Origin of the sequence: Microtetraspora fusca (assembly GCF_001570365.1) — a bacterium.
GTDB lineage: Bacteria > Actinomycetota > Actinomycetes > Streptosporangiales > Streptosporangiaceae > Microtetraspora > Microtetraspora fusca.
The window spans coordinates 142,512-162,370 of sequence record NZ_BBYK01000046.1 but is presented as its reverse complement, the minus strand read 5'-3'; the positions used below and the strand labels follow the sequence as shown (position 1 = coordinate 162,370).

General features: G+C 71.4%; 19 protein-coding genes and 1 tRNA gene. 6 read left to right on the top strand and 14 right to left on the bottom strand.

The features are described 5' to 3' along the window. Position 1 precedes the first annotated feature (1 nt). The 3 genes from AWQ68_RS16110 to AWQ68_RS16100 all read left to right on the top strand — a co-directional run bounded on the left by AWQ68_RS16110 (position 2) and on the right by AWQ68_RS16100 (position 2,821). Positions 2-1,630 (top strand): molybdopterin-dependent oxidoreductase, encoded by a 1,629-nt coding sequence (locus AWQ68_RS16110; protein WP_066941146.1) that lies wholly within the window; start codon positions 2-4, stop codon positions 1,628-1,630. Positions 1,631-1,757: 127 nt separating this feature from the next. Further along, complete coding sequence (locus AWQ68_RS16105) at positions 1,758-2,576, top strand: toxin glutamine deamidase domain-containing protein (protein WP_245655940.1); 819 nt, start codon at positions 1,758-1,760, stop codon at positions 2,574-2,576. Beyond that, the gene (locus AWQ68_RS16100; protein ID WP_066941142.1) at positions 2,573-2,821 is read left to right on the top strand and encodes an SUKH-4 family immunity protein; all 249 of its coding nucleotides are present in this window, start codon (positions 2,573-2,575) and stop codon (positions 2,819-2,821) included. The genes AWQ68_RS16105 and AWQ68_RS16100 overlap by 4 nt, the downstream gene beginning before the upstream one ends. Before the next feature lie 65 nt (positions 2,822-2,886). On the opposite strand, the gene AWQ68_RS16095 is transcribed toward AWQ68_RS16100, so the two are convergent. The 4 genes from AWQ68_RS16095 to AWQ68_RS16080 all read right to left on the bottom strand — a co-directional run bounded on the left by AWQ68_RS16095 (position 2,887) and on the right by AWQ68_RS16080 (position 8,163). Continuing rightward, positions 2,887-5,388: an ABC transporter permease gene (locus AWQ68_RS16095; RefSeq protein ID WP_066941140.1), complete on the bottom strand. Its 2,502-nt coding sequence runs from the start codon at positions 5,386-5,388 to the stop codon at positions 2,887-2,889. A 3-nt stretch (positions 5,389-5,391) separates the two neighbouring features. Continuing rightward, positions 5,392-6,135: an ABC transporter ATP-binding protein gene (locus AWQ68_RS16090; RefSeq protein WP_066941138.1), complete on the bottom strand. Its 744-nt coding sequence runs from the start codon at positions 6,133-6,135 to the stop codon at positions 5,392-5,394. Between the two features lie 116 nt (positions 6,136-6,251). Further along, on the bottom strand, positions 6,252-6,920 hold the full coding sequence (locus AWQ68_RS16085) for a response regulator (protein ID WP_218006893.1): 669 nt from the start codon (positions 6,918-6,920) through the stop codon (positions 6,252-6,254). Between the two features lie 67 nt (positions 6,921-6,987). After that, positions 6,988-8,163, bottom strand: coding sequence for a sensor histidine kinase (locus tag AWQ68_RS16080; protein ID WP_066941134.1), 1,176 nt, complete (start codon positions 8,161-8,163; stop codon positions 6,988-6,990). A gap of 169 nt (positions 8,164-8,332) precedes the next feature. Between AWQ68_RS16080 and AWQ68_RS42500 the strand changes: the two genes are divergently transcribed. After that, complete coding sequence (locus AWQ68_RS42500) at positions 8,333-9,274, top strand: hypothetical protein (RefSeq protein ID WP_066941132.1); 942 nt, start codon at positions 8,333-8,335, stop codon at positions 9,272-9,274. A 234-nt stretch (positions 9,275-9,508) separates the two neighbouring features. Here AWQ68_RS42500 and AWQ68_RS16070 read toward each other — a convergent pair. The 9 genes from AWQ68_RS16070 to bcp all read right to left on the bottom strand — a co-directional run bounded on the left by AWQ68_RS16070 (position 9,509) and on the right by bcp (position 17,343). Then, positions 9,509-9,582: transfer RNA gene (locus tag AWQ68_RS16070), tRNA-Leu, on the bottom strand. After that, on the bottom strand, positions 9,573-10,052 hold the full coding sequence (locus tag AWQ68_RS40860; protein WP_084464052.1) for an HNH endonuclease signature motif containing protein: 480 nt from the start codon (positions 10,050-10,052) through the stop codon (positions 9,573-9,575). The genes AWQ68_RS16070 and AWQ68_RS40860 overlap by 10 nt, the downstream gene beginning before the upstream one ends. 263 nt (positions 10,053-10,315) lie before the next feature. Then, a complete protein-coding gene (locus AWQ68_RS16065) occupies positions 10,316-11,410 on the bottom strand; it encodes a branched-chain amino acid ABC transporter permease (RefSeq protein ID WP_066941130.1) in 1,095 nt (364 codons plus the stop codon). Beyond that, entirely contained in the window at positions 11,407-12,273 is an 867-nt protein-coding gene (locus tag AWQ68_RS16060) for a branched-chain amino acid ABC transporter permease (protein WP_066941128.1), read from the bottom strand. The genes AWQ68_RS16065 and AWQ68_RS16060 overlap by 4 nt, the downstream gene beginning before the upstream one ends. Positions 12,274-12,331: 58 nt before the next feature. Next, positions 12,332-13,027: an ABC transporter ATP-binding protein gene (locus AWQ68_RS16055; protein WP_066941127.1), complete on the bottom strand. Its 696-nt coding sequence runs from the start codon at positions 13,025-13,027 to the stop codon at positions 12,332-12,334. Next, positions 13,024-13,800, bottom strand: a complete 777-nt coding sequence (locus tag AWQ68_RS16050; protein ID WP_066941125.1) for an ABC transporter ATP-binding protein — start codon at positions 13,798-13,800, stop codon at positions 13,024-13,026. Before AWQ68_RS16050 ends, AWQ68_RS16055 begins: the two co-directional genes overlap by 4 nt. Next, positions 13,797-14,999 carry a substrate-binding domain-containing protein gene (locus AWQ68_RS16045; RefSeq protein ID WP_066941123.1) on the bottom strand — a complete coding sequence of 401 codons (1,203 nt, stop codon included), beginning with the start codon at positions 14,997-14,999 and terminating at the stop codon, positions 13,797-13,799. Before AWQ68_RS16045 ends, AWQ68_RS16050 begins: the two co-directional genes overlap by 4 nt. A gap of 325 nt (positions 15,000-15,324) precedes the next feature. Next, positions 15,325-16,674 carry an extracellular catalytic domain type 1 short-chain-length polyhydroxyalkanoate depolymerase gene (locus tag AWQ68_RS16040; protein WP_245655939.1) on the bottom strand — a complete coding sequence of 450 codons (1,350 nt, stop codon included), beginning with the start codon at positions 16,672-16,674 and terminating at the stop codon, positions 15,325-15,327. A 201-nt stretch (positions 16,675-16,875) separates the two neighbouring features. Beyond that, positions 16,876-17,343 (bottom strand): thioredoxin-dependent thiol peroxidase, encoded by a 468-nt coding sequence (gene bcp / locus AWQ68_RS16035; protein ID WP_066941121.1) that lies wholly within the window; start codon positions 17,341-17,343, stop codon positions 16,876-16,878. Positions 17,344-17,510: 167 nt separating this feature from the next. On the opposite strand from bcp, the gene AWQ68_RS16030 reads away from it, so the two are divergent. Continuing rightward, complete coding sequence (locus tag AWQ68_RS16030) at positions 17,511-17,825, top strand: DUF3618 domain-containing protein (protein ID WP_066941119.1); 315 nt, start codon at positions 17,511-17,513, stop codon at positions 17,823-17,825. A 74-nt stretch (positions 17,826-17,899) separates the two neighbouring features. Here the strand turns inward: AWQ68_RS16030 and AWQ68_RS16025 are convergent, their stop codons facing one another. Then, positions 17,900-19,069, bottom strand: a complete 1,170-nt coding sequence (locus AWQ68_RS16025; RefSeq protein WP_066941117.1) for an amino acid deaminase/aldolase — start codon at positions 19,067-19,069, stop codon at positions 17,900-17,902. Positions 19,070-19,254: 185 nt separating this feature from the next. Here AWQ68_RS16025 and AWQ68_RS16020 point away from each other — a divergent pair, with 185 nt between their 5' ends. Further along, positions 19,255-19,857: a DUF6286 domain-containing protein gene (locus AWQ68_RS16020; RefSeq protein ID WP_157545345.1), complete on the top strand. Its 603-nt coding sequence runs from the start codon at positions 19,255-19,257 to the stop codon at positions 19,855-19,857. The last annotated feature ends 2 nt before the right edge of the window (positions 19,858-19,859 follow it).

Below are 19,859 nucleotides of genomic sequence, written 5' to 3'. Positions count from 1 at the left end.
TGTGAACACGAACGCGAGAGGCCCGCGCCCGCCCGCGTGGGCCGCCGCTCTCGCCGGGGTGACGGCGGGCGCGGTGGCGCTGGGCGTCGCCGAGCTGGTGGCCGGCCTGACCAGCGCGAGCGCGTCGCCGGTGGTCGCCGTCGGCGGCGCGACGGTGGATCGGACGCCTGCCGCGCTGAAGGAATGGGCGATCCGCGCCTTCGGTGAGAACGACAAGACGGTCCTGGTCGCCGGCATCGTCGTCGTGGTCGCCCTGATCGCGGCCGGTCTCGGCCTGATCGCCCGATGGCGCGTCGGGTACGGCGCCGCCGGCCTGGCCGCGTTCGGCGTGGTGGGGATCATCGCCGCGGTGAACCGCCCGGACTCCGGGCCGCTCGACGCACTCCCCTCGATGGTGGGGGCCGCCGCTGGCGCCTGGACGCTGGTCCTGCTCTTCCGCCGCGCCAGGGGCGGCGAACGGGCCGAGCCGATACCTCCCGCCGGACCTCCGGTCAGACGGGCCGAGCCGATACCTCCCGCCGGACCTTCGGTCAGACGGGCCGGGGCCGACCTCTACGCGTTCGACCGGCGGAAGCTGCTGACCGGCGTCGTGGTCGGCACGGGCATCGCCGGAGCCGGCGCGGTGACCGGGCGCCTGCTCGCCGGGCGCGCGGACGTGACCAGCGCCAGGAGAAGCGTGGCGAGGATGCTGCCGCGCCCCGCCGTCGCGGCGAAGCCGCTCCCCGCCGGAGCCGATCTGCGCATCAGGGGGCTGGCGCCGTTCGTCACGCCCAATTACGAGTTCTACCGGGTGGACACCGCGCTCGTCGTTCCCGGCGTGGATCCCCGGTCCTGGACTCTGAAGATCCACGGCATGGTGGACCGGCCGGTCGAGCTCACCTTCGCCGATCTTCTCAGGCGCCCGCTGGTGGAGGCGGACGTCACACTGACCTGCGTCTCGAACGACGTCGGCGGGCCGTACGTCGGCAACGCCCGCTGGCTCGGCGCCCGCCTGGCCGACGTGCTGCGCGAGGCCGGGATCAGGCGTGGCGCCGACATGCTGCTCGGCGTCTCGCAGGACGGCTGGACCAGCGGCACGCCGGTGGATGTCGTCATGGACGGCAGAGACGCACTGCTCGCGGTGGCGATGAACGGCGAGGTGCTGCCCGCGGCTCACGGGTTCCCCGTGCGCCAGGTCGTCCCCGGCCTGTACGGCTACGTCTCCGCCACCAAATGGATCACCGAGATCAAGGTCACCCGGTTCGACCAGGACACCGCGTACTGGACGCCCCGCGGGTGGGCCCCGCGGGCTCCGATCAAGACCGAGTCCAGGATCGACGTCCCGCGTGAAGGGGAGAGCGTTCCCGCCGGCCGCACCACCGTCGCGGGCGTGGCATGGGCACAGCACCGTGGCGTCGACGCGGTCGAGGTCCAGGTGGACGGCGGCGAGTGGCGGCGGGCGACGCTGGCCGAGGTGCCCGGTCCGGACACCTGGCGGCAGTGGTCGATCGACTGGGATCTCGCCCCCGGCGGCCACACGATCGCCGTCCGCGCGACGGACGCCACCGGATACACCCAGACGGCGGCCGTCGCCCCGCCCGTGCCGGACGGTGCCACCGGCTACCACACCATCATGGTCCGGGCCGGTTGACCGGGATGCAACGGGGCGAACCGGTGCGACCCGCCCGGGCGTGTGCGGGAATGGGACCTGCCGGGGGGCCGTCCCCCTCTAGCATCGGCATCCTGATACGCGCGTGAGTGGAGGGGAGCCGCGGCACGTGTCCCAGGAGATGACCCACCGGCAGTCCCGCTGGAAGTCCCACGGCACGTCCCGGTGGCGGTTGCCGACCGGCGTCTACAACCCCGTGGTCGCCTCCGACGGCCGCCGCTGGCGCGACTACGAGAAGGCCGCGGAGGTGCCGGCGTCGTCGCTCGACGAACCTCCCCTGAAGGTACGCGCACCGGTCGCGCTCGCCGGAGGCCGGGACTGGTTCGACCGGCCGACGCGCCCGCCCCGCCTCGACCTGGCCCGGCCGTACGGCGTGGCGGGCGGGCTCGCCGAGCCGGACTCGCAGGCGCAACGCGACCTCGACCAGGCGGTCGGCGGGCGTTTCCCCGACCCGCGCGGGACCTGGATCCGGCTCATCAACGCCGAGGGGCCCTCGGAGGACCCGTTCCGCTCCACCAACGCCGTCGACTGCGCGCTCTCCGTGCTGTCCACCTGGCACGGCGAGCCGGTCGTGGCCGCTCCGCGGCTCCCCGAGTACGACGAGAGCGGCGCCCCCGTACTGACCGGCGAGGCCAAGGGCGTGTCCCGGGCCGAGCGGTGGATCGGGCACCGGTTCGAGTACGTGGGACACGGCCGCCGGGCGTACGCCGTGATCGGCCGGCGGCTGCTCACCGGCGGGCACGGCGCCGCCGCGATCCTCATCACCCGCTGGCCGAGCGGCGGCAGCCACGCGTGGAACGCCGTCAACAGCTACGGAGAGATCGTCTGGATCGACGCCCAGCGCGGCCACATGGCGGTCGAACCGCCGTACGCCGACGTGACGGGCGTCTTCAGCGTGATCATCGATCGGGAGGGGCAGCGCCTTTGACGGTCTCACGCCGGAAGGCGCGCGAGCTGGCGGAGGCGTACTTCGCCGGCCGGTACGGCAAGGTGGAGATCTTCACCATCGGCCGCGTGTACGTGGCCTGGGCGCGCGGCGCGGACGCGGACGATCCCCGGTCGCTGCCGGAGACGGTCGGCGGCGGCTGCCTCGTCATCGACAAGGACACCGGCGGGATCGCGGTCCGCCCCCTGCTCGCCCCGCAGGCCGTCGCCGACCAGTTCCCTCGCTGACCGGCCTTCGGACGGTACGGGAACGCCTCCCGGGGTCGTCCCCGGGAGGCGTTTCCGCGTGACCATCAGCTGCTGGCGAGCGAGCCGACGATGGACGCGTTCGCCGCGCGCCGGGCGGGGAGGAGGGCGGCGACCACGCCGGCCACCCCCGAGAGGGCGACGAAGCCCAGGATCTGGAGGACCGGGGCCCGGAAGATGACGTCACTCACCATGGTCTGCGTCGCCGCCCACCCGAAGGTGACACCGAGGGCGACGCCCACGAGCGCTCCGATGAGGCCGAGTACGAGCGCCTCGATCGAGAGCATCCGGCGGAGCTGGGGCCGGGTGAGGCCGAGCGCGCGCAGCAGCGCCGACTCCCGGGTCCGCTCGTGTACCGACAGCGACAGGGTGTTGGCTATGCCCAGCAGGGAGATGAGGACCGCCAGCCCCAGCAGGCCGGTGATGATCATCGTCATCATGTCCAGCGCCTCGTCGAACGCGCCCCGGGTCTCGGCCGCGCTCTCCACCAGGACGGACGGGTACGGCTCGGTCGCCGCCTCGACGATCCTGCGCGAGGTGTCGGTGGCCACGCCGTCCTTGACCTTGATCAGGATCTGCTTGTCCATGACCCTGGGGAAGGCGGCGTCGAAGTCCTGCTCGGTCAGGTTCACGCCGTACACGGGCGAGGACTGGTCGGAGAGGAGCGCGACGACGCGGTAGTCCTTGCCGGCCGCCTTCACGGTGTCGCCGATCGTGACGCCGAGATCCTTGGCGGTCCAACTCGTCACCGCGGCCGTGCCCGGTCCGAAGTCCTTCATCGACCCCTTCACCGGGGTGACCTTGAACTCCGGATCGACGGTGAAGGCGCCGACGCTCACCGACTTCCCATTGACTCTGGCCTCGGTCTCCCGGACCACGACCACGGCGCCGAACTCGGGCTTGGACCGCAGTTCGGCGGCCACCGTGCGCGGGATCGACGAGTCGTGCTGCTGCGTGCCGATCATGTAGTCCACCGGGAACTGCTTGTTGAGCTGCTCCGAGACGGTCGCGCGGGTCGTGGTGGTGACCACGGAGATGAGCGTCATCAGCGTCACACCGATGGTGAGCGCGACCGTGGTCGTCGCCGCGCGCTTGGGGTTGCGCCGCGAGTTGTCCACCGCCAGCTTGCCCGGGACTCCGAAAAGCCGTGCGGGGAGCCATCCGACGAACGCGCTCAACGGCTTGACGATCAGCGGTGCCAGGACCAGCACGCCGAGGAAGAAGACGCAGCCGCCCGCCATGACGGTCAGCAGGGCGTCCTGACCGGGTTCCCCGGCCGCTCCCTTCGCCGTGACGGCCGCACCGGCCAGCAGGAAGAGCGCACCGAAGACGATCCGCAGCACGCCGGCACGGAAGGTGCTCTCCTCGACCTGGCTGCGCAGCGCCGCGATCGGCGCCACCCGGGTCGCCGCCCGGGCGGGCAACAGGGCCGCCGCGACCGTCACGATGATGCCGACGACGAGGCCCACGACGATCGTCTGGGGGGAGAGGGAGACGCCGACCCCGGTCGGGATGGGGGCGTCCACCGCGCCCAGCACCGCCAGCGCCGCCGCACCCAGACCGAGCCCGATGAGCAGGCCGAGCACCGAGGAGAGCACGCCGACGACGACCGACTCCAGCAGGATCGAGCCGAAGATCTGCTTCTTCGTCGCGCCGATGCAGCGCAGCAGCGCCATCTCACGGGTGCGCTGCGCCACCAGGATGTTGAACGTGTTGTAGATGACCAGCGCCGCCACGAGCATCGCGATCACGCCGAACAGCAGGAGGCCCATCCTGATGAACGAGGTGTCCATGTTGTTCTCGGCCGCCAGGTCGTCGGCGAGCTGCGTGCCCGTCTTGACCGTGTAGCCCGAGCCGAGCGCGGCGGTGACCGAGGCGCGCAGGTCCTCCGGAGAGACGTCGTCGCCACCGCGGACGTCGATCTCCCGGAACCCCTTCGCCCCCGTCATCCGCAGCGCGGTGTCCGCGGTGAAGCCGACCGCCCCCGTGAAGGACAGCTCCTGGTTGACGCCGACGTCGAACACCCCGACCAGGGTGAACTGGTGCTTGACCTGCTTCGAGTCGAGCACCGTGATGGTGTCGCCGATCGCGAACTCGCGGGTCTTGGCGGTGTCCTTGTCGAGCACCGCCTCCGTGGCGGCGGCGGGCGCCGAGCCCTTGGTGATCACCGTGCGGTTGAGCGCGCCCTCGGTGATGGAGATCCCCGACGTCGCCCTGCTCCCCGCGACCTTGCCGTTCTTGCCGATGAGAGGGGCGGTGCCCTGCACGATGCCCTGCGCGTCGGCGACGCCCTTCACCCCGCGTACCTTGGCCAGGTCGCCGGTGGTGAGGATCGGCTCCTGCTGCCGGTCGGCGTCGTCCCCCTTGGGGAGTACCGCGACGGAGATCTTGGCCGCGTCCGCGGTGAACTTCTGCGCGAACCCCGCGTCGATGGTGTCCGTCAGCACGAACGTGCCCGCGATGAACCCGACGCCCAGCGTGATCGCGAGCGACGTGAGCAGCAGGCGCAGCTTGTGCGCCAGCAGCCCGGCCAGAGTCGTCTTGAACACGGCTCAGGCCTCCAGCTTCATCAGTGTGTCGAGGACGGTCTGCGCGGTCGGCTGGTACAGCTCGGTCACCAGCAGGCCGTCCCGCAGGAAGATCACCCGGTCGGCGTACGACGCCGCGACCGGGTCGTGGGTCACCATGACGATCGTCTGGTCCAGCTCGCGCACCGACCGGCGCAGGAAGGACAGCACCTCGGCGCCGCTGCGCGAGTCGAGGTTGCCCGTCGGCTCGTCCGCGAAGATCACTTGCGGCTTGCTGATCAGCGCGCGCGCCACCGCGACCCGCTGCTGCTGGCCGCCGGAGAGCTGGGTCGGCCGGTGGCCCAGCCGCTCGCGCAACCCCACCGTCTCGATCACCCGGTCGAACAGGACCTGGTCGGCCTGCCGGCCCGCGATCTCCAGGGGGAGCCGGATGTTCTGCTCGGCGGTCAGCGTCGGCAGCAGGTTGAACGCCTGGAACACGAACCCGATGCGCTCCCGGCGCAGCAGCGTGAGCTGCTTGTCGTTCAACTTCGTGATCTCCACGTCACCGATGTGGATCTCACCCGCGGAGACCGTGTCGAGCCCGGCCAGGCAGTGCATCAGCGTCGACTTGCCGGAGCCCGACGGGCCCATGATCGCCGTGAACGCCCCCGTGGCGAACCCGACCTCGATCCCGCGCAGAGCGTGCACCGCGGCGTCGCCCTGGCCGTAAACCTTCTTGAGTCCCCTTGCCGTCACGGCCTGTCGGACGTCCGTAGTCATCGTCATGGGACCAACGCTATGGGCGTGATCTCGCGTTTCTCTCGGCTCGAGGAAGGGACCTGACCTGCGCCCTCCGCGCACCCGCGATGTCCGATGTACGACTTTCGGTGTACGTCCCGTTACTACCGTGGTCCACCGCTCGGCACGACCAGCCCGGTCTCGTACGCGTAGACGACGGCCTGGGCGCGGTCGCGGAGCCGCAGCTTGGCGAGGATGCGGCCGAGATGCGTCTTCACCGTCGCCTCGGCCAGGTGCAGCCGCGCGGCGATCTCCGTGTTCGACAGGCCCTGGGCCACGTGGACCAGCACCTCGCGCTCCCGGGCGGTCAGACCGTCCAGGTCGCGCGGCGCGTCGTTGTCGTCGGGCAGGTGGACGGCGAACCGCTCAAGCAGCCGGCGGGTCGTGCTCGGTGCGACCACCGCGTCTCCGGCGTGGACCGCCCGGATGGCGGTCAGCAGGTCGGCCGGCGGTACGTCCTTCAGCAGGAAGCCCGACGCGCCCGCCTTGATCGCCGCGAAGGCGTACTCGTCGAGGTCGAACGTCGTGAGGATGAGCACCCGCGGTCCGGACGACGAGGACGAGCAGATCTGGCGGGTCGCCTCCACGCCGTCCATGCGCGGCATGCGCACGTCCATCAGGACCACGTCGGCCTCGATCGAGCGCAGGGCCTCCACCGCCGCCGCCCCGTCCGCGGCCTCGCCGACGACCTCGATGTCCGGCTGGGCGCCCAACACCATCCGGAAACCCGTCCGCACCAGCACCTGGTCGTCCACCAGCATCACGCGTATCACAGTTCCTCGCTTCGTCCGGGGGCGGACTGGTTCACGCCATTTGCGGCGATCGAACCGTATGAGGCTCTCATGCCATCTGACCGATCGGGAGGCGGGCGGTCACCCGGAAGCCGCCTCCGGGGCGGGGCGCCGCCTGGACCGTGCCGCCGTACATCCCGACCCGTTCCCGCATGCCGATCAGGCCGTGCCCGTCGTCGGCGCGCGCGGCGGAGGCGCCCCGCCCGTCGTCGGACACGGTCAGCGTCACGTCGTGCGCGCCGTACTCCACCTGGACCGAGGCGCGGACGCCGGGGCCGCCGTGCTTGAGGGTGTTCGTCAGCGCCTCCTGGATGATCCGATAGATCACCAGTTGCTCTCCTTCCGGCACCTCGTGCCGGGGGCCGGACATGGTGAAGTCCACCGGCAGCCCCGACGCGCGGACCTGCTCGATCAGGTCGGCGAGCTGCTCCAGGCCCGGCTGCGGAGCGTACTCCTCGCTCGATGTGTGGTCGTCGCGCAGCACCCCCACCAGCCGCCGCATCTCCGCCAGCGCCTGCCGCCCCGTCGAGGACACCGCCTGTACGGCACGGCGGGCCTGCTCGGGATCGCTGTCGATGGCGTAACCGGCGCCGTCCGCCTGGACGACCATCACGCTGACGTTGTGCGCGACCACGTCGTGCAGTTCGCGCGCGATCCGCGTGCGCTCGGCGGCGGCCGCGATGCGCGCCTGCTGGTCCCTCTCGCGCTCGGCGCGCTCCGCACGCTCAAGGAGACTCTCGACGTACCGCTGCCGCATGTTGACGTAGATGCCGCTGACCCAGATCGCGACGACGAACACGGTCGGGCCGGGCAATTGATCGAGGACGTCATCGTAGGTGCGGAGCAGCCAGAGGACGATGCCGATCTCCGTGACCACGGCAGCCGCTATCGCCCATTTCAGGGGGCGGCGCGCGGCCACGCCGTACATGCCGACCAGGACCGCCACGTTGACGGGCAGAGTGCTGATCTCGACGAGCCACTGGACGAAGCACACCAGAGCGACGATCGCGAACGTCGCGACCGGGTATTTGCGCCGCCAGATCAGCGGCAGAACGAGCATCGCGCTGAGCAGGAGCAGCACGACCGTGCTGAACCTCCCGTACACCTCCGGGACGGCGGAGGCGACCAGGGCGGAGAGCAGGCCGAGCAGCATCAACGGCGTGAGAGCGAGCGTGTCAACGAGGAGGGAATGGCGTCGCTTCCAGGCGCGCAGTCTGCCGAACACGACACCAACGATAGGCAATGCGCAGGTAGGCGCGGTTCCCCCCTATGACGGATCCCGGTCTACGACCCGGGTCGCATAGCGACTTGTCCGCATTTACGCCACACTTACGGTTCGTCGGGCACTCTTTACAAGGGAGCCCTTGGGGGGCGAGTAAAGGGAGATCTGTGTGATGGCGGATCGCGACGCCGGGTCGCGCGGCGCAGAGGACGAGCCGCGCGACCCAGAAGGCCGGGAACTCGGGGATCGCCACGAGTCCGGTCCGGGCACGGCGGCGCATGCTGAGTCCGTGGCGCAGCCGTCTTCCGAGCGTGCCGGAATCGCGGAACAGCCCGCTGAAGATCCCGCCGCCTCCACCGACGCCCCGCCCACGACAGCCGACTCGATGTCCGCTCTCGGGCTCAAGCCCTTCACGTCGCCGAGCGGAGCGCCCGGCCCGCGTCCCGGCGGCTTCGGCCCTGCCGGACCCGCGCCGACCTTCGCGCCTCCGGCCGGCCCCGCGACCACGCCGATACCCGGCCCGGCACCCTACGGGCCGGCGCAGGGGCCCGGTCCCGCGCTTCCGCCCGGTCCCGCGCTTCCGCCCGGTCCCGCGCTTCCGCCCGGTCCCGCGCTTCCGCCCGGGTTCGTGTACGGACCGGGCGGCATGCCCGCGTCCGGGCCCGCGGTCACACCGATGTACGGCCAGCCCGCTGTGCTGGCCGGACCGGCTCTCGGCACCTACGCGTACGGCCCCGGCGGTCCCGGCTGGGCCGCGCCGGGATGGGCGACCGCGGCCGGAGGGGCCGGAGCGGGCTCCGGCGGCCGGGCACGGTCGGCCGCCCAGCGGTTCGGCGCGTTCGCGCGCGGGCGAGGGGGCCAGTTCATCGTCGCGGGGCTGATCGGAGCGATCATCGGCGGAGGCGCGGTCGCGGTCGGCACCGCAGTCTGGAACCGGGACCACGTGTACAGCGCGCCCTTCGAGGACGGCTATCAGGACGGTCGCGGTCAGTGGAACCGACCCTACGGCGGGGGACAGCGCCTGAAGGACCTGCAGGAGCAGTTGTCACAGCTCTGCCAGCAGACCGAGACCGGGTTCCGCTGCGCGGTACCCCGCTCCGGCCGCCTCCAGTAGTTGGGCGCCCACGAAACTTGGCCGGGTCGGTCACTTCGCCGGGGGGAACCCGCGGTCCTCGCGAAGCCCGCTTCGCTCCCTCGATCCCGGTGAACGTTGTGGACAGCGCACTGGAGATGAGGCGCCCCCGCGCGTTCTCCTGCTGATGAGGTGGGGCGCGAAATCGGCGCTTCCGTCAAAGAAAGAGAAAGCCGCCTCCTGTGAAAAGAGGCGGCTTTCGCTGAATTTAAAACGTGGGGTCGGCGGGATTCGAACCCGCACTGAAATGGACCTAAACCATTTGCCTCCTGCCGTTGGGCTACGACCCCTTGTTCTTTCCGGCGTAGGTGTCCGTCTGAGAATGGCAGTTCGGGCAGAGAAAGCGAAGGTTCTCTTTCCGGTTGTCGAGCCAGTCTCCGTTTATGTGGTCAACGTGCAGCGTGATCGAACGCCCTTGCCAGATCGCCTCGATCCTACAGGCATCACAGCGGTAGGGCACACCAACTGCGGCAAGGGCGCGTTTGAGCTGTGAGCGCCTCGGCCTCGGGGATCCCGGGGGAAGAACGACCAGGATCTCGTCCGGACGCCGCCTCCGCGGTGACTCTCGCCCTCGGTAGTGGGATTGGCCGAGGAAATGCGAGGTGTCGATGCCGAAGTGTTTGAGGCGGCGGCTGATGTGCGCGTGCGTCCCCCCGGACCATGGGATTCGGAGATAGCGGCGCACATCGGCGATGCTGACGGAGTTGGCGGCCGCCTCGGCGAGCAGCTCGGGGGTGTATTTGTACTTCTGGTTCGCCATGGCCGGAGCTTATTGGGCGGCACTGACAATTTCGGCCGGTCCGAATCCGGGGTAAATCCGGAAATATCCATGATGTGCAGGTTCCGGCGTCTCGTGACGACGGCGCGGATATGAATATCCGCGCCGTCGTCACGGGACGCCGGTATGGCTCACTGTCCCGATGCCGTAAACGGGAGGCTCCGCACGACCGGCGACCCGTGTGCGTCGGACGTGTCCTCAGGAAGTGCGGGGGCTCGTCCGTGGGCGAAGGGGACGGCGGTCCGTCATCGCGTACGGCCGCGTAGGCGGGCGGTGAGGCTGGCCAGGCCGCCCGGCAGGAAGTACACCATCACGATGAAGAGCACGCCGAGCACGAACAGCGGCTCGGACAGCGGCGCGCGCAGCACCTCCGGCAGGCCCGCGACGGCGTCGGAGGTGCCGAGCGCGGCGAGCCGGTGGTCGAGGTAGGTGTACAGCACTCCGCCGAGCATGGCGCCCCAGCGGCTTCCCGTACCGCCGAGCACCACCATGACCAGGAAGGCGAGGGTGAAGTTCGACGTCGTGATCTGCGGGCTCGACCCGCCGACCAGGAAGAGGTGGACGACCCCGCCCAGCGTCGCCAGGAATGACGCGATCACGAAGGCCAGCAGCCGGAACCGGTACGGCTGGAGGCCGAGGACCGACACCCTGCGCTCGTTCTCGCGGATCGCCTCCCAGACGCGGCCGGGCTCCGACGCCACCACCCAGGCGATCACCGCCAGCACGAGTACCAGGTAGCCGAGGGCGAGCCAGTACAGGTTCGCGGTGTTGGCCACGCCGGAGAGGAACGCCGGGATCGCGTCGGGCGCGAGCGGCAGCCCCTCCTCGCCACCGGTGAGCCGCCCCGGATCGCTCATCACGAGGATCGAGCCGACCTGCGCGGTCGCGAGGGTCACCATGGCGAACGCGATGCCGTTCACCCGCAGCGCCACGGCGCCGAGCAGCGCGGGCACGACCAGGCCCACGAGTACGGCGAGCAGCAGCGCGGCGGGGAGGGTGAGGCCGAGCTTCGTCACGGCGATGTTGACCGTGTAACTGCCCAGCGCCACGTAGAGCGCGTGCCCGAAGGACAGCAGCCCCGTACGGCCGAAGAGCAGGTCGTACGTGGCCGCGAGCCCGGCGAAGACGAGGCAGACGGCGAGTAGCTGCAGCGATCCCGGGCTGTTGGCCGGGCCGGGCAGCAGCCCGGGCAGGTCCAGCGTCGAGAACGGCAGGATCGCCAGCACGGCGAAGGCGGCCACCGGCACGCCGCGCCGTACCCAGCGGCGGCGGGGCGAGGCGGGACGCGGCCGGAGGTCGTCCACGCTCACGGTCCCGGAGGCGTCTGCTGTCGTGGTCACGCTGCCCTCCCTGCCAGGCCGCCCGGCCGGGCCAGCAGGACCACGGCGAGCAGGAGCACGACCGAGGCCTCCCCGACGCCCGCGGCGGCGTAGAAGCTGGTGAACTGCTGGACCAGGCCGACCAGCACGGCGGCGACCGCCGAGCCGGTGACCGATCCCATGCCGCCGATGACGACGACGATGAAGGCGAAGATGAGCAGGGAGGTGCCCTGCCCGGGGGAGACGTTGCCGAAGTAGACCCCGGCGAGCGCTCCGGCCAGCGCGGCCGCCGCGCCGCCGATGGCGAACACCAGCGTGAAGGCGGTGCGTACGTTGATGCCCAGGGCGGTGACCATGGTGCGGTCCTCGACGCCGGCCCGGACGATCAGGCCGAAGCGGGTCCGGCGCAGGAACACCTGGATCGCGACCAGCACCACGACGGCCGCGCCGATCAGCAGGAACCGGTCGTTGGGCACGATCGCGCCGAGGATGCGCGTGGTCCCGGTGGCCCATTCCGGCCGGGGGAACGTCAGCGGGTCGGCGCCGAACGCGGCCTGCAGCAGCGCCACCCCCGCCAGGCTGAGCCCGACGGTGACGAGCACCTGCTCGATCGTCCGGCGGTAGAGCGGCCGGATCAGCAGCGTCTCGACGAGTACGGCGGTCGCCGTGCCGGCCACGACGCCGAACGCGACGGCGGGCACGAACGGGAACCCGAGGTGTGTCGAGGACCACCAGGTGCCGTACGCGCCGACGGCGAGGAACAGGCCGTGGGCGAAGTTCAGCACGTCGGCCAGTCCGAAGATGAGGGACAGCCCGGAGGCGATGAGGAAGTAGAGCGCGCCCAGGCCGAGGCCGGTGAGCGCGAGGAGCACGACGTTGCTCATCGAATCTCCTCACGTGCGGGATCGCCGGGCCGCGGCCGTGAGAAGAGTGAGGAAGAGGTCACGCCACCCCCAGGAGTTCGCGGGTGAGGTCGGGGTCGGAGAGCAGGGAGGCGGCCTCGCCGGTGTGGACGACGGTCCCCTGCTCGATGACCACGACGTGGTCGGCGATCCGCCGTACGAGTGCGAGGTTCTGCTCCACCAGCAGGATGGGCACCTCGCGGGCGGCGCGTTCCAGCACGTCGGCCACCTCGGTGACGATCTTCGGCGCGAGACCCTTGGTGGGCTCGTCCACCAGCAGCATCCGGTTGTCGTTGAGCAGCGTGCGGCCGATCGCGACCATCTGCTGCTGGCCTCCGGACAGGGTGCCCGCGCGCTGCGCGCCCCGCTGCTTCAGCTCGGGGAACATCTCGTAGACCAGGTCGTACCGGTGCGGGCCGCGCCCGCGCTCGGCCAGCCGGAGGTTCTCGGTGACGGTCAGCCCGGCGAAGATGCCGCGGTCCTCGGGCGCGTAGCCGAGGCCGCGCCGGACGATCGCGTGCGTGGGCAGCGCGCCGATCTCCTCGCCGTCCAGGCGTACGCTCCCGGTCTTCGGCACGATGCCGAGCACGGCCTTCAGCGTGGTGGTCTTGCCCGCGCCGTTGCGTCCGAGCACGGCGGTGACGCCGGTGGCCGGTACGGCGAAGCCGACGCCCTGCAGGATGTGCGAGCTGCCGATCCGCACGTGCAGGTCGGCGAGCTCCAGAAGCGGTGTCACAGTGCCTCCCCGAGGTAGGCCTCCTGCACGACCGGGTCGGCCATGACGGCGTCCGGCGCGTCCAGGGCGAGCAGGCTGCCGTGGTGCATGACGGCGACCCGGTCGGCGAGGCCGAGCAGGACGTCCATGTGGTGCTCCACCATCAGCACGGTGCGGCCCTGTTCGCGGTGGACGGACCGGATCACCTCGGTGAGCGCGGGCACGTCCGCCACGCCGACCCCGGCCATCGGCTCGTCCAGCAGGATGAGGCGGGGGTCGGTGGCCAGCAGGATGGCGATCTCCAGCTTGCGCTTGTCGCCGTGGGACAGCGATCCGGCGGTCTCGCGGGCCCGGTGGGCGAGCCCCACGCGTTCGAGGGCCTCCGCGGTGGCCAGCCACGCAGCGCGGTCCGACTCGGCCCGCCGCCAGATCCGCAGGCAGGTGCCGCGGTGCGCGGCGGCGGCCAGCCGTACGTTCTCGGCGACGGTGAGGGCGGGGAAGACGCTGGAGGACTGGAAGGTGCGGCCGAGCCCCTGCCGGGCGCGGCGGTGCGGCGGCGCGTGGGTGATGTCGAGACCGTCCAGCTCGATCGTGCCGCCGGTTGGCCGGGTCAGGCCGGAGATCAGGTTGAACAGCGACGTCTTGCCGGCGCCGTTCGGGCCGATGACGGCGACGAACTCGCCCTCGGCCACGTCGAAGCCGACGTCCGAGACGATGTGGGCCCCGCCCACCGCCCAGCTCAGCCCACGTACGCGCAGGACCGGCCGGGCGGGGGCGGCGACGGTGCTCGTCACTTCTGCGCGGCCGCCGCGGGCGCGACGGCGTCGGCGTCGAGCTTCTTGACGACCTCGGCGGTGGGGGTCGCGCCGCCGGTCAGCTTGGCCTGGAACATCGGCTGCAGGAGGGCGTGGTCCTCGGCGCGCACGGTCATCGCGCCCTTCACGCCGTCGAAGCTCCATCCGGCGAGGTTCTTGACCATCGCGTCGGCGTCGTCGCCCTTCTCGGCGGCGTGCACGATCATCTGGGCGGCGGTGAAGCCGTCGCCGGTGAACAGGTCGACGGTGCCGCCCGCCTTGGTGACGCGCTCCGTCATGGCCTTCTCCACGTCGGTGCCCGCCGCGCCGGCGAAGTAGTGCGACAGGAAGTTGACCTTGTCCGCGACCGGTCCGTACGCGGGCCAGGTGGCGGTGATGTCGAGGCCCGTCACGACGGTCGTCGCGTCGAAGACGCCCTGCTGGCCGAGGGCGGTCCACATCGCCTGCGCGGTGGTGCCCGCCCAGGCGACGAACAGCAGGTCGGCCTTGGCCTCCTTGGCCTGGGTGGCGAACGGCGTGAAGTCCGTCGCGCTCGCCGGGACGAGCAGCGGCTCGACCGTCGCGCCCTTGGCGCCGAGCACGGCCTGCACGCCGGCCACGTTGGCCTGGCCGAACGCGCTGTCCTGGGCGAAGACGACGACCTTCTTGCCCTGGACGTCCCCGATGAAGGCGGCGGCGGTGTTGATGTCCTGCGCGGTCTGGCGGCCGGACCTGAACGTGTACGTGCCGGCGCCGGTGACCGCGTCGGTGGCGGCGGGGCCGGAGACGAAGAGCACCTTGTTCTGCTCGGCGATCGGCGCGACCTGGGTCGCGACGCCGGAGGACGTGGAGCCGGCGAGGATCTTGTACCCCTTGCCGATCAGGTCCTTCGCCGCGGACACCGCCTTGGCCGGGTCTCCGGCGTCGTCGACCTCGGTGACCTCGACGGCCCGGTCGCCGATCTTCTTGCTTCCGTTCGTGGCGTAGTCGAGCCCGGCCTGGAAGCCCTCGATGTACTGCTTGCCGTACGAGGCGAGCGGGCCGGACTTGGAGTAGACGAGACCGACCTTGATCGGATCCGTGCCGCCGCCGGCCCCCGAGCCGGCGCTGCCGGGGCTGCCGCACGCCGCGGCGAGGAGCAGGACCGCCGCGGTGGTCAGCGCCGCGGGTAGCCGGACCGGGTGAATCTTACGACCCATGGTCAACTCATTTCTGCAGGCATCGGGGAGATCGGGGGTAGCGCAGGCGGAGAACCTGACCGGATTGGCGCAAAGGCTAGGCAAAGCGTGATGGCGGTTCCATGTGCCGTGTCCCCACAACGGGCGGGGATGTGGTGTTAGGTCCCGCCATCTCGCGGTCGCGCCGGGCGCTCCCGGGTCCGCTTCGCCGGTTCCCGTACGTGCGCACCGGCCCGCCGACGCGGGAGTCGGCGGGCCGGCGTGTCCGGTCCATACGTGGCATGGGTGCGATGTGTCGGTCCGCCACGTGGCGGGTGGTGCTACAGGCGGGCCGGCCGCCGGGGGTTCAGCACTGACCGTCGGCGAGCTCCCAGTAGCCCGGCCCGGTCTGCCGGAGCGTGTGGGTGACGAAGACGTTCCACAGGCCCATGGCGGCATCGGACCCGTTGGCGTAGGTGTATCCGCCCTTCTGGTAGGCCCGGCCCGCGACCGTGTGGGCGTAGTTGCTGGCGGTCACGCAGACCGTGCTCGGCGTCGGTGACGGCGACGCGCTGGGTGACGCGCTGGGCGTGGGCGTCGGGCTCGGCGACGCGCTGGGGGTGGGGCTGGCCGACGGGCTGGGGGTGGTAGTGCCGTCGAGGCCGAAGAACCGGGTGTCGTAATAGGCGGAGCAGATGGTGTCGAGGAAGTAGGCCCCGGCCGTGCCGCACTGGTCGGCCGCGCCGCCGGGATCCACCGGAGTGCCGTGCCCCATCCCGGCGACCTGGTAGAACCGGACCGTGTCGTTGCCGTACCGCTCCAGGGTGGTGCCGGCGGGCAGGCTCTCGGTGGACGTCGGCGTCCGGCCGACCCCGAGCACGTCGGTGAACTGGTCGCGCAGCTCCACGCCGTTGGCCTTGTTGACGACGTAGTCGGCCTGCCCGTGCCAGACGGCGACCCTGGGACGCGGCCCCGCGTACCCCGGATAGGCGGCCCGGACGAGGTCGCCCCACTGGGCCGGGGTCTTGGCGACCGCCCCGGTCATGCAGGTGCTCGACGAGGCCGGCGGAGAGCATCGGTACGGCAGGCCGGCCACGACGGAACCGGCCTGGAACAGGTCGGGGTAGGTGGCGAGCATGACCGCGGTCATCGCGCCGCCCGCCGACAGGCCGGTGATGGAGATGCGCGCCGGGTCGAGACGGTACGTGCCGGTGGCGTAGCCGACCATCTGCGCGATGGACAGCGCCGCCCCCTGGCCGCGCTTGATGTGGGCCTCCTGATACCACTGGAAGCAGTTGGAGGGGAAGGCGGTGGCGTCGATCCGCTCGGGGAGGATCAGCGCGAAGCGGTGCAGGTCGGCGAACTTCCGCCACCCCGAGTTGGCGAAGTAGTCATTGGCGGTCTGCGTGCAGCCGTGCAGGGCCACCACGGCGGGCGCGCCGTCGGGCAGACCGTCGGGGCGGTAGACCCACATGTTGAGGCCGCCGGGGTTGGATCCGAACCCGGTGACCTTCTCCAGTCCGGCGGCCCGGGCGGGACGCGCCCCGGCGAGCAGGACGGCGATCAGCCCGAGCGCCGTGAGGGCGGCGACAAGGGCCGTGGACGCGGAGGCGGACACCCGCCGGCCGGGGTGTCCCGGCAGGCGGGTCGCGGGGCGGCTCGGTGAACGTTTCTGGGGGGAGGACAGCGGTGCTCCGCCGTCGGGGAGTGGGATCACGAGCGGCTCCTCGTTCACAGGCCCGACATCTGCCCGTGACGGTATAGACGACCGCCGTTTCGTGATATGTGGCCCGTCCCCCGTTCGGCCGCCGCCGGAGTATGGGAGCGCGACGTGTGCGCCGTCCACACAGCGTCGCCGCGCCCACACCGCCGCGCTGTCGTCGGCGGGGACCGCCCAGCGACATGCCTCCTTACGGGGTCAGGAGACGCCGAGCTCCTTGAGCAGGCGGGCGACGTGACCGGTGGCCTTCACGTTGTAGAGCGCCTTCTCGATCTTGCCGTCCGCGTCGATGACGAACGTGGACCGGATGACCCCCATGATCGTCTTGCCGTAGTTCTGCTTCTCGCCGTACGCGCTGTACGCCTTGTGGACGTCCAGGCCGGGGTCGGAGAGCAGCGGGAAGGTCAGCGCGTCGTGCTCGCGGAACCGCTGGAGCTTGGCCGGGGTGTCCTTGGACACGCCGAGGACGGCGAAGCCGTGGCCGGTCAGCGCGTTCAGGTTGTCGCGGAAGTCGCACGCCTGCTTGGTGCAGCCGGGCGTCATCGCGGCCGGGTAGAAGTAGAGGATGACCTTCCGGCCACGGAACGACTCGAGCGAGACATCGTTCCCGTCGGCGTCGGTAAGGGTGAAGTCCGGCGCGGCGTCGCCCGGCTCGAGCCTGCTCATCAAGTCCTCCTGCTATTGGACGGAAAAGCCCATGGTTCGCGCGCAACGCGGGTGACCCGCGAGGATGCGGGTAGGCGCTTATAAAGCTACCGGCTCGGCCGCCGTACGACGCGGCCACGTGAACTGGCAGACTGATCGGACATTTAGTACCACAGGAGGGGGTCGCCATGGCGGACACCGATCCCGATGCGCTTGAGCGGGAGATCGAGCGTACGCGAGTGGAGCTGGCTCGTACGGTCGACGCCATAGCTGACCGGGTGAGCCCGAAGCGCGTCGCCGAGCGGAGTGTGGCGAAGGTCAAGGCGAACGCGGAACGCCTGGTCGGGGGCACGCACCGGCAGGCCAGGCCGGGCGAGGAGGGGCAGGCCGATGTCTGGGAGGAGTACCCGCCCAGGGACATCAGCCCTGTTCTGATCGTGGTGGGCGCGGCCCTCGTCGTGGGCGCCGCCGTCCTGCTGTTCCGCCGTCGCAGGCGCAGCTGATCGCACGCCGCGGAGCCGGCAGAGCGTACGAGGACCTCTGATCGGAGACTCCCGATCAGGGGTCCTCTCGTGAGTCAGAGGAAGGTCTTGCCCTCGCCCCGATAGGTGGGGGCCTCCTCCACCACCCGGTCGCCCTCGATCAGGTGCAGGCTGGCGAACCGCTCGCACAGCTCGCCCGCCTTGGCGTGGCGGAACCACACCCGGTCGCCGACCCGCAGGTCGGAGGCGGCGTCGCCGAACAGCGGCGTCTGCACCTCGCCCGCGCCCTCGTTCGCGTCGAACCGCAGCCCGGCCGGGAGGTACGGCTGGGGCAGCCGCGTCGGCCCGGGGGCGCCCGAGGCGTGGTAGCCGCCGCCGAGCACCGTCGCGACGCCGGGCGCGGGCTTGCGCACCACGGGCAGCGCGAACAACGCCGCCGGGTGCCCCTCGAAGTTGCGGTAGAAGTCGAACAGCCGCGGGTGGAAGAAGCCGGACCCGGCGGCCACCTCGGTGATCGCCTTCTCGCGCACGGTCGTCTCGATGCTGCCGGTGCCGCCGCCGTTCACGAACTCCAGGTCGGCGACCCGTCGTACGGCCTGCACGATCCGGCCCCTGCGGACGATCAGCTCGCGGCGCGAGCGCGCCTGCATCCAGCGGACGACCCTGCCGTACGGGCCGGGGATCTTGTCGCCGACGCCGGCGATCTGCGCCTCGTACGCCATGAGCCCGGCGAGGCGGAGGCCGGGACGCCGGGCGATCTCGGCGGCGATCTCCGCGGCCTGCGCGGGCTCGCGCAGAGGGGAGCGCAGCGCCCCCACCCGCAGCTTGCCGGCGAACGCGACGAAGGCCGCGTCGATGTCCAGACATACCCGGATCTCGTGGGGCTGGCCCTGAAGCAGGTCCAGATGCTCGGGAGAGTCGACCATCAGCGTGATCTCCCGGGCGGCGACAGGGTCGGCGCCCAGAGCGCCGATGGCCTGGCGGTCGGCGGTCGGGTAGGCCACGAGCACGTCGCGCATCCCCGTGGAGACCAGCCAGAGCGCCTCGGGGAGGGTGAACGCCATGATCCCGGCGAATCCGTCCATCGCGAGGACGCGTTCGAGGATCGGACGGCAGCGGATCGACTTGCTGGCCACCCTGATCGGCTTGCCGGCCGCGCGGCGGGCCATGCTCTCCGCGTTCAACCGCAGCGCGTCGAGGTCGAGCACCGCGAACGGCGCCTCCAGGTGTGCGGTGGCCCGGTCCAGGCGCTGTCGGTCGTCCATGTCGGCAGCTTAGTACCGCTCCTCCGAAATATATGAGTAGGGTTCATATTAATCGCGGGGCAAATTTTGCGGCGGCGCACCTTCAAGATCCAGTCGATGGAGTGGTGCGCCACCCCCGCCGATCTTTTGCGGTGTACGCATATGCACGTGAGCATGCCTGTACACGGGAAGTGGTGATCGGCCCGATGAGCATCGTCGAGGACATCCTCGCGGCCTCCCCGACAGCGTCGGCGCGGACGGAACGGCGCACGCTGCGGCGCAACGCGGTCCGCACGCTGCGGCCCGGGCGCACTCCCGCGGGCGTCCTGGTCTCCGTCGCGATCGCCACGGCGACGTGGACCGTGCTCGCGGTGGCCATCGGGAGTCTCTTCGGCGCCCCCGCGGGGCCCCGGCTGGGCAGCCTGCTCTCGCTCACGTTCGGCGACCCGCTCGTCCGCAGTGTGGCGAGCGCGATGGTCGTCCTCGGAGCGCTGCTGGTCGCCCTGGCGCTGACCCCCGGGCGCCCCCGGCTCGTCGCCGTGGAGACCACCGACCCGCATCTCGTGATCGGCCTCACCCGCAGCGGCCTGCGCCGTACGCTGGCGAGCGCGGCGCGGGGGGTCGAGGGGGTCGAGGCGGCCCGCGTCCACATCCACCCGCGGCGCATCGAGGTGACCGTCGTCACCCGTGCGCAGGGCGCGGGCGAACTGCTCCGCGCCGTCGGCACCGCCGTCGGGGACCGGCTCGCCGGCCTCGGAGTCCAGGGCCGCCAGGACGTCGTCGTACGGCTGCGCCGGGCGAGGGGGTGACG

Bases quoted from the DNA above. Each gene is read 5' to 3' on its own strand.
- AWQ68_RS42500 (WP_066941132.1), top strand. From the start codon at position 8,333: ATGGCGGATCGCGACGCCGGGTCGCGCGGCGCAGAGGACGAGCCGCGC.
- AWQ68_RS16025 (WP_066941117.1), bottom strand. From the start codon at position 19,069: ATGGACGACCGACAGCGCCTGGACCGGGCCACCGCACACCTGGAGGCG.
- AWQ68_RS16020 (WP_157545345.1), top strand. From the start codon at position 19,255: ATGAGCATCGTCGAGGACATCCTCGCGGCCTCCCCGACAGCGTCGGCG.
- AWQ68_RS16045 (WP_066941123.1), bottom strand. From the start codon at position 14,999: ATGGGTCGTAAGATTCACCCGGTCCGGCTACCCGCGGCGCTGACCACC.
- AWQ68_RS16060 (WP_066941128.1), bottom strand. From the start codon at position 12,273: ATGAGCAACGTCGTGCTCCTCGCGCTCACCGGCCTCGGCCTGGGCGCG.
- AWQ68_RS16030 (WP_066941119.1), top strand. From the start codon at position 17,511: ATGGCGGACACCGATCCCGATGCGCTTGAGCGGGAGATCGAGCGTACG.
- bcp (WP_066941121.1), bottom strand. From the start codon at position 17,343: ATGAGCAGGCTCGAGCCGGGCGACGCCGCGCCGGACTTCACCCTTACC.
- AWQ68_RS40860 (WP_084464052.1), bottom strand. From the start codon at position 10,052: ATGGCGAACCAGAAGTACAAATACACCCCCGAGCTGCTCGCCGAGGCG.
- AWQ68_RS16090 (WP_066941138.1), bottom strand. From the start codon at position 6,135: ATGACGATGACTACGGACGTCCGACAGGCCGTGACGGCAAGGGGACTC.